We start from the raw sequence: 12,585 nt of genomic DNA on the forward strand, positions 1-12,585 counted from the left end.
TAGACCGCCATCGCCGGCAAGCCGGCTCCTACAGGAGAATGCGCTCCAAATGTAGGAGCCGGCTTGCTGGCGATAGCATCACCAAAGACTCACAACGCCCGCGCAATGATCTCCTTCATGATCTCATTGGTCCCCGCATAAATCCGCTGCACCCGTGCATCCGCCCAGGCCCGGGCAATCGGGTACTCCCACATGAAGCCGTAGCCGCCGTGCAACTGCACACACTCATCGAGTACCTTGCATTGCAGGTCGGTGGTCCAGTATTTGGCCATCGCCGCAGTCGGTACATCCAGCTTGCCTTGCAGGTGCTGTTCCAGGCACTTGTCGACAAACACCCGGCCAATCTGCACTTCGGTGGCAATCTCCGCCAGTTTGAAGCGAGTGTTCTGGAAGTCCGCAATCGCCTTGCCGAACGCCTTGCGCTCGCGGGTGTAGTCCAGGGTCCATTGCAGCGCCGCTTCGGCCGAAGCCAATGCACCGATCGCCACAGTCAGGCGCTCCTGAGGCAGCTCCTGCATCAGGTAGGCAAAACCCATCCCCGCCTGCCCCAGCAGGTTCTCCTTGGGCACACGCACGTCCTGGAAGAACAGCTCGGACGTATCCTGGGCCTTCATCCCGACTTTCTCCAGGCGCTTGCCCTTGGCGAAACCTGGCGTATTGGCCTCGACCAGAAACAGACTGGTGCCCTTGGCGCCTGCCTTGGGGTCAGTCTTGGCGACCACGATCACCAGGTCCGCCAGGAAGCCGTTAGTGATAAAGGTCTTGGAGCCGTTGATCACATACTCATCGCCATCGAGCACCGCGGTGGTCTTGACCCCTTGCAGGTCCGACCCCGCGCCCGGCTCAGTCATGGCAATGGCGGTGACCATCTCCCCGGAAACCAGCTTGGGCAAGTACTTGTGTTTCAGCGCTTCGCTGCCGTAATGCAGGATATACGGTGCAACAATGTCCGAATGCAGGGAGAAGCCAATCCCGGTCAGGCCCAGGCGACCGATTTCTTCGATCACCACGGTGCTGTAGAGAAAGTCTGCACCCAGGCCACCGTATTCTTCCGGCAGATGGGAACACAGCATCCCCGCCTCCCCTGCCTTGCTCCAGAGGGCACGATCAATATGCCCCTGCTTCTCCCATTGCGCATGGAACGGCACCGCGTCCTTTTCGAGGAAGGTGCGCACGCTCTGGCGGAAGAGTTCGTGCTCGGAGCTGAACAAGGTTCTGGGAATCATGAGTCACCTGCGTCGATTGTCAGACAAAAACAAGATCTCAGAGCCTAAGCTGCACGGACCTCACAGGACACTGGACACATGCGACAAAAAATAAGACGATCCAGCCGTTAGTTGACCACTTTCCCCTATAAGAATAATCGAAATTATGTCTAGCCTCGTCTCCACGCCCTTGCGGCGCGTCAGCATTTTGGCCATTGATCGGGTGTTTGCTTCCACCCTCATGCAAGCCAAGGATTTTTTCCACCTCGCCAGCCTGCGTTACGGCAAACAACAAGGCCTGGGCCTCACCCCGGCCTTTGAAACCCGCCTGGTGAGCCCCGATGGGCAGTCGGTGTGCAGCTTCAGCGATGTGATCATGCCGGTGGACGGCGGCCTGGAGAATGCCGATATCATCGTGCTGCCGGCCTTCTGGGATGACTTCGAAGCCCTGAGCAAACGCTACCCGCAAATCCTGCCGTGGCTGCGCGAACAACATGCCCGCGGCGCTGTGCTATGCGGCGAGGCCACTGGAGTGTTCTGGCTCGCCGAAGCCGGCCTGCTCGATGGCAAGGAGGCGACCACCTATTGGCGCTTCTTCAACGCCTTCAGCGAACGCTTCCCCAGGGTCCAGCTCAATCAAGACAAGCACCTGACCGACGCCGACAACCTGTACTGCGCCGGCGGCACCACTTCGGCGTGCGATCTCTACATCTATCTGATCGAGCGTTTCTGCGGCGCCAACATCGCCCAGGCCGTGGCCCGCGACATCCTCTACGAAGTGCAGCGCAGCTACGCGCCGGGGCGCATCGGTTTTGGTGGCCAGAAGCTGCACCAGGACGTGATCATCCTGCAGATCCAACATTGGCTTGAAGAACACTTCGCCGACAAATTCCGCTTTGAAGACGTCGCCCGCGAACACGGCATGAGCATCCGCAACTTTATGCGCCGGTTCCAGACGGCTACTGGCGATAAGCCGCTGCACTATTTGCAACGGCTGCGGATCGAGACGGCCAAAGGCCTGTTGTCGGGCAGCCGCAAGAGCATCAAGACCATCAGTTATGAGGTGGGCTACGACGATGCGAGCTTCTTTGCGCGGCTGTTCAGGCAGCACACGGAGTTGTCGCCGAACCAGTATCGCCAGCAGTTCCAGCAGGCCGCCTGACTAAAGCCGGGCACAATCAAATGTGGGAGCGGGCTTGCTCGCGAATGCGGTGTGTCAGTTAACGAATAAGTCGACTGATACACCGCATTCGCGAGCAAGCCCGCTCCCACATTTTGGTTCGGTGTTTGCCTAAGGCTTGTGCGCCCGCGCCAGGAACTCGTGGGACTGCATTTCCAGCAAGCGGCTCAAGGTCCGTTGGAATTCGAAGTTCAAGCGACCGCCGGTGTAGAGGTCCTTGAGTTCGACTTCGGCCGAGATGATCAGCTTGACGTTACGGTCGTAGAATTCATCGACCATGTTGATAAAACGTCGGGCGATGTCGTCGGTGGTGACGCTCATTTGCTCGACGCCGCTCAGGATCACGGCATGGAAGATCTTGCCCAGCTCGATGTAGTCGTTCTGGCTGCGCGGGCCGTCGCACAGTTCGCGGAAGTCGAACCAGGCCACGTCGTCACAGGTGCGCAGGGCAATGATCTGGCGATTTTCGATCATCAACTTATCGTTTTCCACCGCCTGGGTGCATTCCGGCGTCAACGCGCGGAAACTCTTGCGCAGGCTCTCGTGGGCCACTTCGTCCAGGGGGAAGTGAAACAACTCCGCCTGCTCAAGGTGGCGCAGACGGTAGTCGACGCCGCTGTCGACGTTGACGATATCGGTGTGCTGCTTGATCAGGGCGATGGCCGGCAGGAAGCGCGCGCGTTGCAGGCCATCCTTGTACAGGCCATCCGGCACGATGTTCGAGGTGGCGACCAGGGTCACACCGTTTTTGAACAACTCTTCCATCAAGGTGCCAAGAATCATCGCGTCGGTGATATCGGATACGAAGAACTCATCGAAGCAGATCACCCGCGCTTCTTGGGAGAAGCGCTTGGCGATGATGGTCAGCGGGTTCTTCTCGCCGTGCAGGGTCTTCATCTCTTCATGCACGCGCTTCATGAAGCGGTGGAAGTGAGTGCGGGACTTTTCCTTGAACGGCAGCGCTTCGAAGAAGGTGTCGACCAGGTAAGTCTTGCCGCGCCCCACGCCGCCCCAGAAGTACAAGCCCTTGACCGGCACCTGGTCTTTCTTGCCAAACAGCTTGCTGAGCATCCCCGGCTTGCTCTGGGAAGCGGCGACCAGGTCTTCATACAGGCGCTGCAAGTGACGCACCGCCGTTTCCTGGGCAGCATCGTGGAAGAAGTCGGGGCGCTTCAGATCAGCTTGATATCGTTCTAGGGGCGTCATAATTTCGTTAGCAAGGCAACAAAAACGGGCCGTCACTGTAACGACGGCCCTGGATAATGGCAATCAACCCTTGGTCGGGTCAGTCCTCGATTGGCGTCAACGCCACGCGCACGGCTTCGATGGCGGCATCTCGCCCCTCAGCGCCTAAATAAATTACTGAGCTTTGGGCAACACATTCGCCTTCGAGCCAAACACTGAAACCAAGCTCATCACTGCGTATATCCAAGGTTTGGCCCGACTGCAATTGCTTGATCACCGCACCTGCTCTTCTACCATCGGCAAACTTGCTCGAAAGCAGCAGTTGCGAGCCATCAGCTGCAAGCACACGGAAGCGGAAACTATCACCCTCACGAAAACTGACAATACGCGAGCTTTTCGTAGATTTTGTCTTGGCGTTGCCAATAGTAACGCTGTAATGACTCTGGAACGAGCGCAGGCCCACCGCCTCACGCAGCTCTTGCAAGAATGGACCGGCGACGGCGCGGGCCTTCTTGGCGCCGACCAGCAGCAGGTCTTCCATGTCCGAAGGACGCGACATCAATTGATGGTAGCGCTCGCGGGCTTCGCCCAACTGACCGTCCAGAAGCTGGAACAGGCGGTTCTTCGCCTCGCCCCAACCCAGGCCATCGAGCAGTTCGCTGCGCAGTTGCTGTTCCTGTTCAGGGGTGGCGAACGCCTGGTACAAGGTGAACAGATGCGAGTTGTCCGGATCCTTGGCTTCGCCCGGCGCGCGCGAGTCGGTGACGATCCGCGAGATCGCGTCCTTCATGTCCTTGGCGGTGGTGAACAAGGGAATCGTGTTGTCGTAGCTTTTCGACATCTTGCGCCCATCCAGGCCCGGCAAGGTGGCGACGCTCTCTTCGATCAACGCCTCAGGCATAGTGAAGAACTCTCTGCCCTTGCCGAACAGGTGGTTGAAACGCTGGCCGATATCACGGGCCATTTCCACGTGCTGGATCTGGTCACGGCCGACCGGCACCTTGTGCGCGTTGAACATCAGGATGTCCGCCGCCATCAGCACCGGGTAGCTGTACAGGCCCATGCTGATCCCGGCATCCGGGTCTTCGCCGCTTTCCAGGTTTTTGTCCACCGATGCCTTGTAGGCATGGGCGCGGTTGAGCAGGCCCTTGGCGGCGACGCAGGTCAGCAGCCAGGTCAGCTCGGGGATTTCCGGGATGTCGGACTGGCGGTAGAAGGTCACCCGGTTCACATCCAGGCCACCGGCCAGCCAGGTCGCGGCGATTTCCATACGCGAACGCTGGATGCGCTGCGGGTCATCGCACTTGATCAGGGCGTGGTAGTCGGCCAGGAAGTAGAACGAATCGGCATTGGCATCCTGGCTGGCGAGGATCGCCGGGCGGATGGCACCGGCGTAGTTGCCCAGGTGCGGCGTGCCGGTGGTGGTGATGCCGGTGAGGATACGGGTACGAGTCGTCATGGGTAATCGCTTATCAGACTGCTATCAATTCGAGAGGCGTTGCAGCACCAGATCCTTGAGATCGGTGAGCTTGCCATGAAAAAAGTGCCCGCATTCTGCCACTTTCAGAAGCGTATGGGGGCGTTTCAGGGCTGCAGACCAGTCATAGACGGTTTGCGGGTCGACCACTTCGTCGGTTTCCGGCTGGATCACGGTCAGCGGGCAGCCCTGGGGCAGCAGGTCGGTATCGCGCAGACGCATCACCGCAGGGGCGACCATGAACAGGTGCGCGAGTTTTTCGCCCTTGGCTTCCAGGCGACCACCGAGGCTGGCAGCCACGTAACCGCCGAAGGAAAACCCAAGCAAGGTGATCGGCAAGTCAGGGTGTTTTTCCCGCAGCCAGGTCGCGGCGGCTTGGGCATCGTCCACTTCACCGGTGCTCATGTCGTGAGTGCCGGCGCTTGCACCCACGCCGCGATAATTGAAACGCAAAGTAATCAAACCCGCATCACGGGCGGTGCGTTGCAGGGTCGATACGACTTTATTGAGCATGGTCCCACCCTGCACCGGGTTGGGATGGCAGATCAGCGCCAGGCCACGTGGCTCGGGGTGATCCAGATACAAGGCTTCCAATTGGCCCACCGGGCCATCGATCAGAACGGGGGTTTCACGCATGAGCAAGGAATGAACTCCGTGACCTCTCAAGGGGTCGACTCGTCTAGCTAAAAGTCTGTGCATGGCATCATTGCGAGCTTAATCGCGGTATACAGCGCAGGTCCGAGCCGTTAACGTAAAGCAAAGCCGTTTATAGAGGAAGGACTCGTGGAACACTCGCTCTTAGTTTGGTTGTTGCCGACTCTTGCCCTGGTTGCCGGTGTCGCCATTGGATTCCTGGTCGCTCGCCTGCTGCCGAATGCCGCGCCTAACCGCACGCAGCGTCAGTTGGACGACATCCAGGAACGTTTTGACAGTTATCAGAACGAGGTTGTTACCCACTTCAACAGCACCGCGACCCTGGTCAAGAAGCTCACCCAGAGCTACCAGGAAGTACAGGATCACCTCGCCGATGGCGCCAACCGCCTGGCCCTGGATGACATCACCCGCCAGCGCCTGCTGGCCGCGCTGCATTCCGATGCTGCGCAAACCCCACGGGAACGCCTGACCCCGCCACGGGAAAACCAGGAACCACCACGGGACTACGCGCCAAAGACGCCGAACGCCCCCGGCATGCTGGATGAGCACTACGGCTTGAAGAAGTAAGACGTTTTCAAGCGATACAAAAAGCCCGGCTGATCGATGATCAGCCGGGCTTTTTGTTAGGTGTGCACAGATCAAACGTAGGAGCTGACTTGCCTGCGATAGCGCAATGTCAGTCAAGCGACCATCAACTGACCCACCGCTATCGCCGGCAAGCCGGCTCCTACATTGTGAGCATCTGGCTTTCAGCGCCGTACCGGGCGCTTCTGCAGCTTGCGCTGCAAGGTGCGGCGGTGCATGCCCAGGGCGCGGGCGGTGGCGGAGATATTGCCTTCATGCTCGGTCAGCACGCGCTGGATGTGCTCCCATTGCAGGCGGTCCACCGACATCGGGTTTTCCGGCACCAGGGTGTCGAGGTCGGCATGCTCGGAGAGCAGCGCGGCCAGCACATCATCGGCGTCGGCCGGCTTGCACAGGTAATTGCAGGCGCCACGCTTGATCGCCTCGACGGCCGTAGCAATGCTGGAATACCCGGTGAGGATCAGCACACGCATTTCCGGATCCAGTTCCAGCAACTTGGGCAATAGCACCAGGCCGGAATCACCGTCCATTTTCAGGTCCAGTGCCGCGTAGTCCGGCAGGTCAGCCTGGGCGATAGTCAGGCCTTCTTCGGCGGAGCCTGCGGTGCTGACGCGAAACCCGCGACGGCTCATGGCCCGCGCCATGACGCGGGTAAAGGTGGCGTCATCATCTACCAGCAGCAGGTGCGGCAGCTCTTCGCCTTCGACTTGGATCTCGTCACTCATCGATGTCTCCTCGTGCAGCACGGGGCAGGCGCAGCTCGGTGAGCGTGCCGCCTTCCTCATGGGGGTAAAGTTTCACCGAGCCGCCAGCGCGGGTCACGCTGGCTTTGCTCAAGAACAGGCCCAGGCCAAAGCCTTTGCCCTTGGTGGTAAAGAATGGCTTGCCGATCTGTTCGGCAATGGCCAGCGGCACGCCGGCGCCGTGGTCGCGAATACTGATGGTGAGATCTTCTGCATCCCAGTCCAACTGCACTTCCAGCCCTTCCGGGCACGCGTCGGCAGCGTTGTTCAGCAGGTTCAGCAGCGCCTGGGTCAAGTCCGGCGGTGGCGCCATACGTGGCACCGCGCCCTGCCCCAGCAAATGGAAACGGTAGCTGGCTTCGGGGCGCATCAAGTGCCAGCGATTCAAGGCTTCGTCCAGCCACTGAGTGACGTCTTGCATATCCACCGCCAGGCGCCGGTTGGCTTCAGCAGCGCGCACCAGTTGCTGCAAGGTTTGCTTGCACTGTTTGACCTGCTCCTGCAGCACGCCGAGGTCATCTTGCAGCGCCGGGTCGTGATGGTCCTGGCGCATTTCCTTGATCAGTACGCTCATGGTCGCCAGCGGCGTACCCAATTCATGGGCGGCACCGGCGGCCTGGGTCGCCACGGCCAACAGCTGCTGGTCGCGCAGGCCTTCTTCGCGGCGAATAGCGCGCAATTCCTCCTGGCGCCGCAGCTCTTCAGCCATGCGCGCCGCGAAAAACGTAATCACCGCCGCCGACAGCGCGAAGCTCAACCACATGCCGTAGATCTGCAGGTTTTCCCGGGCGATCGGGAAGGTTTCCAGGGGATAGAACTGCGCCAGCAACAGGGTGTAAAGCGCCAGGGCAATACCCGACAGGATCACCGAATAGCGCCACGGCAATGTCACTGCGGCGATGGTCAGCGGTACCAGGTAATAGGAGACAAAGGGATTGGTGGAGCCGCCGGAGAAATACAGCAACACACTGTGGATAAACAGGTCGCAGGCCAATTGCAGGGCGTATTCGAGCTCCGTTACCGGCCACGTGGTGCGCAGGCGGATGGCGGTGAACACACACAGCACCGTGGAAAAGGCCAGGGTCACCCACAGTTGCAACCAGGGCAGCGGCAGCAGCTCAAACCAATAGGCAAGCCCGACGGAACCGGCTTGTGCGGCCAGCACCAGGGTGCGGATAAACGTCAGGCGCCAGAGATTCTGGCGAGTGGCGGAAGTCAGTTGTACGGGGGCGAGCATGAGCTCTCCTGATGAGCGCTCCAGGCGGATCGCAGCAAGTATAAACGAAGCGACGGTACAGTCAGCGAGTCTGTGGCCCTTTGACGCAGGTCATGGCTTGATGGCGGGGCGCGGTGAAATTGACCGTTCGTCGGCATCGTACCCACATGTAGAGATTGTGTAACCCGCCGAACCCCAATCCCCCGTCTACAGTCTTACCGAACACGATCACCCTCAAGGAGCTTCCATGTCACGTTTCACTCGCAGTGCCGCCCTTATTGCCCTCAGCGTTGGCACCATTGCCAGCCTGCCTGCGCAGGCCGCCGATCAACTGCACTACAACCAGATTTCCCTGCGGGCCGAAGTCAGCCAGGAAGTGGCCCGTGACCAGATGATCGTCACCCTGTACACCGAGTCCCAGAACACCGACCCGGCCAAGCTGGCCGCCGAGATCACCACCACCATGAACAAGGCGCTGGCCCAGGCCCGCGAAGTCAAAAGCGTGACCTTGCGCCAGGGCAGCCGCAACAGCTACCCGATCTACGACAACAAGAACCAGAAGATCACCGGCTGGCGTGAACGCGCCGAACTGCGCCTGGAAAGCTCGGACTTTGCCGCGCTGTCCAAGCTCACTGGCGAGATGCTGGCCAACCTGAAAATGGACAGCATGGACTTCGCCATCGCCGACCCGACCCGCAAGGCCAGCGAAGATGCCCTGCTCAAGGAAGCAGTCGCCGCTTTCAAGGCCCGTGCCCAACTGGCCACCGACGCACTGGGTGGCAAGGGCTACAAGATCGTCAACCTGAACTTCAACACCAATGGCTATCCACAGCCTTACGCCCGTGGCGGCATGATGATGAAGGCGGCGGCGATGGATTCGGCGCCGACGCCTGAGGTCGAGGCCGGCACCAGCCAGGTCAGCATGAGTGCGGACGGGGTGATCGAAGTCTTGCAGTAATCGTCTCAGCCCATAAAGACGGCACAGCCTAATAGCTTGTGCCGTTTTTTTTGGCTTGCTGTTCGATCACAAGATCACCTGCCGCGCGATGCAGAATACGGAATAACCCGAACACTGTAGGCCTTTACTTACATCATCAATTACACCTAAAACCTAAGCATAAAAATTGAACTATTTCCCTGCTCGAAGCCACCTAATCAAGGCAACTTTAGCGAGCCCGCCACACAATTAACAGCCCCCCTTACAGGGATTACCCATGCGTTTATTTTGCGCTTCGGCGCAGAGCAACAAATCTAACTAGATAGACTTTATCCAAGGACAGGGTAGCCAGGCGCCATTAGGAAACTGGTGCACATACCTATGTCTGAAACATCGAAATAGAGACAATTTTATTCGGACTTTCATAGGGATGATGGGATCGCAAGCGTGAATCCATAGAAGATACACGACACATGATCCGACCCAGCATCAAGACACTGGCACCTGATAAAGCAATCTGCACATTGCTGCTATTGCCTGGCGACAGACGAATAACACTATGAAATCCGTGAATAAAACGAGGCCTCCATGAATATAAATCCTGCGTCAATTCTTGCGCACTCGGCAACAACCAATTCATTATCAGCCGTCAATCTATTGCCTGCGGATTTCACCTCCGCTGAAACTTCCACCTCCACACATCGTCGGCAGACTCGTGCAATCAGCAATATATCTTTTCCACAGAACTCAGCGGCGGGAGAGAAGAGTAGCTCGCTGAATACTGCAGCTCCTGAACTGGAAGTCCACAAAAGGGTTATCTACGGTTCAATCACCACGTCTATGCCCTCGGATGGCTACACCCTGCAAGAGCGCAAGCAGCGCATTGATGACTATGCTTCTCGCGTAACGACGCTGATTAAAGACATACCCAGCGACAACCAAGGCGAAAGGAGCGTTAGGTTCCAGAACGCCCGCCTGTTCATGGAACCCGCAGGCTACTTCAGCGGTGGTTTATTGGCCGCAGGCTATGACCCGCATGAAAAAATCACGGTGACGTTCTCTTCCTACACTGGAATGGGGAAACCGGAACATTTGAATAACACCTCAGAGCGTAGCTACTTTGCATGGGAAATTGCAGCGGGTGCTTTAGCACACGATAAAGTGCAACGGGGTGGCCCGATCAACTTCAACTTTATGAAGATAGATTCAAAGGATCAAAGTAAGGTCGATGATCTCGAGTCGTTGGGTAAAAACCTTCAAGATCATTGGGAAAATGATATAGCCTTCCCCATGCGCAACCCTTTGGGGCCACTGGCATTCCTCTCGGGAGAAGCGGATGCCTACGCGGTACGGGGGACCTTGCAAAGCCTACGTAGTGATACGCAGGCTTTTAAAAACTTGAGCACTGAAGGGCAGGAAGCGGTCGCCCGGACACTGGATAAGAACGGGCAAGTGATCATTCCAAATGTCTACGGCTACCCACTATCAGGCTATGCATTTATTGCATACACGCCCTATGACGGAAATTATAAAAACAGGCCCAACCAAGGATTGATGTTAGACCTGAAGAATGGCGCCATCCGTGAACTACATGGCGACGCAGACTTTGCAAGCTGGGCCAAAGACAACCGTGACAACTTGCTGAGAAGCTTCAACGCCGCAGATGTACAAGGAGGTAAGGATTCACACTGGCCAAGCGCGGGCTATGTGCTTGACGCTTTGCTTTCAGGCGCCAACTCCCATTTCCCCGGGTATCACAACGTGTTCTCAGATGAGGAGATACCAGCAGCACAGCTATTTAATTACACCCGAGCCCGGGGCAGTGACTATCAGTTGAAATCCGGCAGCCTTTACAGCGGCGTGGCCGCCCAATACCAAGCGGTAAATGCCAAGAATGCAGTATGGTCCGACCAAACTCAGGTGTTTGGTTCGTCACAGCAGAGCTGGAAGTCTGCGAAAGACTTCTGGGGCAATACATTCGGCTACATCCCCGTGATTGGCAACACAGGCAATATTGTCTTCGGCATCCATGACAGTCTCTACGGCATGACGGCGGAAGATCGTGTGGGGGGCACTGCAACAGCGATCATATCAGGCCTGCAACTGGCCCATGAACTCGCGCCAGACGCCGCCGAATCCGGGCTAGGTGAATCGATCAAACTCCCTGGTCTCCCAAATGCCAAAAATTACAGATGGCAGCAGAACCCGCGGACAAACGACTTTGAATTCGTGCACGCCCCCAAAGCCACAAAAAAAACCGATGGCGCCACCATTGCAATCGAGGGACAGCCTGCCAACCGCCTTCGCCCCAGCCAGGCTGCGCATATCAGCGAGCAGGCACTGCCCAACGGCGAGCAGTTGATTGAAAACACTACACCCAACACCAAGGGGATTTATCAGATCAAGGATGCAACCACTGGCGCAGACCGCTGGTTAATCCGCTATACCGACGCCACCGGCATCAGCAAGGTGTACGAGATCCGAGGGGATTTCAAACTGAGCAACAACTACGTGCAGATTATTGACCAGAAAACCAGGCTGCCCGTGATGACCGTCCACTCTTCGGGCAATGGTGAATGGGTATCGGCCAATGGAAACGGCGGCGGCAAATGGTTTTGGGAACGCACCCCTTCTCCCACCCCCAGCGATGACATGAAGTCCCCACCGTCCTTTGCCAATCACTTCCTCGATCTCGAAGGAAAACCAATGGCAGGGGCCAACAAGATCGATGATGTCTTGAAAATCAACGGGGGATCCGCTTACGAGTTCGCCAATAGCAATTTCGAGGATAAAGGCGTCATCAAAACAAACTTCAGGGTTTCCTGGAGCTTCGACGCGGCTGACTTTTCCGTTTTGCCTGGGGAAAAGGCAATGCCCACGGGGCACAGCTCAAGCCAATATTCAACCCCCTTTATGAAGGATTTAGGCCGTAACCCCTACACCGTCACCACCAAAGAAAATGGACTATCCGTTACCTACCCACTGGATGCCAAAGCGAAGTTGCTCGAGGCCCCCACGCAAGAGAGGCTGATGCAGTTCGAACGCGCAATTCCTGACCCCGACCTGCGTGCCCGCATTTCCGAGGTCGCCCATCAAGGCTCGATAGCCCCCGCCACCATTGATTTGAACGGGGGATCGGTACTGCAAGATGGCTACTACTTTGGCGCTGACGAAACTCAGTTTCACATCGATCACGACCCATCCAGCAATGTGACGATGGTCCGAATCACGTCCAAAGGGCACCTCTCCAACCCGGAAAACGATATCAACCGGGTGCCTGGTACGGAGGTGATTATCAAGCGAACGTTCACGATACGCGAAGGCAATGAGCTCGACAGCTTGTTCGCCATCGACAAGGAAGCACCCACCACTATCGAAGTAGTGGTCCTTCCGTAGCCTCAAC

Annotated in this window: 10 protein-coding genes; 4 read left to right on the top strand and 6 right to left on the bottom strand. The window is 57.7% G+C overall.

The genetic code is table 11. From position 1 onward, the window contains the following. Window positions 1–89: 89 nt before the first annotated feature. A complete protein-coding gene (locus tag HZ99_RS12285; protein ID WP_038443376.1) occupies window positions 90–1,226 on the bottom strand; it encodes an acyl-CoA dehydrogenase family protein in 1,137 nt (378 codons plus the stop codon). Between the two features lie 220 nt (window positions 1,227–1,446). On the opposite strand from HZ99_RS12285, the gene HZ99_RS12290 reads away from it, so the two are divergent. Beyond that, a complete protein-coding gene (locus HZ99_RS12290) occupies window positions 1,447–2,367 on the top strand; it encodes a GlxA family transcriptional regulator (RefSeq protein WP_181883265.1) in 921 nt (306 codons plus the stop codon). 129 nt (window positions 2,368–2,496) lie between these two features. On the opposite strand, the gene zapE is transcribed toward HZ99_RS12290, so the two are convergent. From zapE to HZ99_RS12305, 3 genes are all read right to left on the bottom strand, one after another. After that, on the bottom strand, window positions 2,497–3,591 hold the full coding sequence (gene zapE / locus HZ99_RS12295; protein ID WP_038443380.1) for a cell division protein ZapE: 1,095 nt from the start codon (window positions 3,589–3,591) through the stop codon (window positions 2,497–2,499). Between the two features lie 79 nt (window positions 3,592–3,670). Then, complete coding sequence (locus HZ99_RS12300) at window positions 3,671–5,029, bottom strand: tryptophan--tRNA ligase (RefSeq protein ID WP_038443381.1); 1,359 nt, start codon at window positions 5,027–5,029, stop codon at window positions 3,671–3,673. Between the two features lie 24 nt (window positions 5,030–5,053). Next, on the bottom strand, window positions 5,054–5,683 hold the full coding sequence (locus HZ99_RS12305) for an alpha/beta hydrolase (protein ID WP_038443383.1): 630 nt from the start codon (window positions 5,681–5,683) through the stop codon (window positions 5,054–5,056). Window positions 5,684–5,830: 147 nt separating this feature from the next. Here HZ99_RS12305 and HZ99_RS12310 point away from each other — a divergent pair, with 147 nt between their 5' ends. Beyond that, window positions 5,831–6,268, top strand: coding sequence for a YhcB family protein (locus tag HZ99_RS12310; protein WP_038443385.1), 438 nt, complete (start codon window positions 5,831–5,833; stop codon window positions 6,266–6,268). A 182-nt stretch (window positions 6,269–6,450) separates the two neighbouring features. Here the strand turns inward: HZ99_RS12310 and HZ99_RS12315 are convergent, their stop codons facing one another. Together HZ99_RS12315 and HZ99_RS12320 are read right to left on the bottom strand one after the other, a co-directional pair. Then, the gene (locus HZ99_RS12315; protein WP_029291924.1) at window positions 6,451–7,011 is read right to left on the bottom strand and encodes a response regulator transcription factor; all 561 of its coding nucleotides are present in this window, start codon (window positions 7,009–7,011) and stop codon (window positions 6,451–6,453) included. After that, complete coding sequence (locus HZ99_RS12320) at window positions 7,004–8,266, bottom strand: ATP-binding protein (protein ID WP_038443386.1); 1,263 nt, start codon at window positions 8,264–8,266, stop codon at window positions 7,004–7,006. The genes HZ99_RS12315 and HZ99_RS12320 overlap by 8 nt, the downstream gene beginning before the upstream one ends. A 226-nt stretch (window positions 8,267–8,492) precedes the next feature. Between HZ99_RS12320 and HZ99_RS12325 the strand changes: the two genes are divergently transcribed. Both HZ99_RS12325 and HZ99_RS12330 read left to right on the top strand, forming a co-directional pair. Beyond that, window positions 8,493–9,203, top strand: coding sequence for an SIMPL domain-containing protein (locus HZ99_RS12325; protein WP_038443388.1), 711 nt, complete (start codon window positions 8,493–8,495; stop codon window positions 9,201–9,203). Between the two features lie 567 nt (window positions 9,204–9,770). Continuing rightward, the gene (locus HZ99_RS12330; RefSeq protein WP_235205587.1) at window positions 9,771–12,578 is read left to right on the top strand and encodes a hypothetical protein; all 2,808 of its coding nucleotides are present in this window, start codon (window positions 9,771–9,773) and stop codon (window positions 12,576–12,578) included. The last annotated feature ends 7 nt before the right edge of the window (window positions 12,579–12,585 follow it).

The sequence above is a fragment of the Pseudomonas fluorescens genome (assembly GCF_000730425.1).
GTDB classification, from domain to species: Bacteria; Pseudomonadota; Gammaproteobacteria; order Pseudomonadales; family Pseudomonadaceae; genus Aquipseudomonas; species Aquipseudomonas fluorescens_X.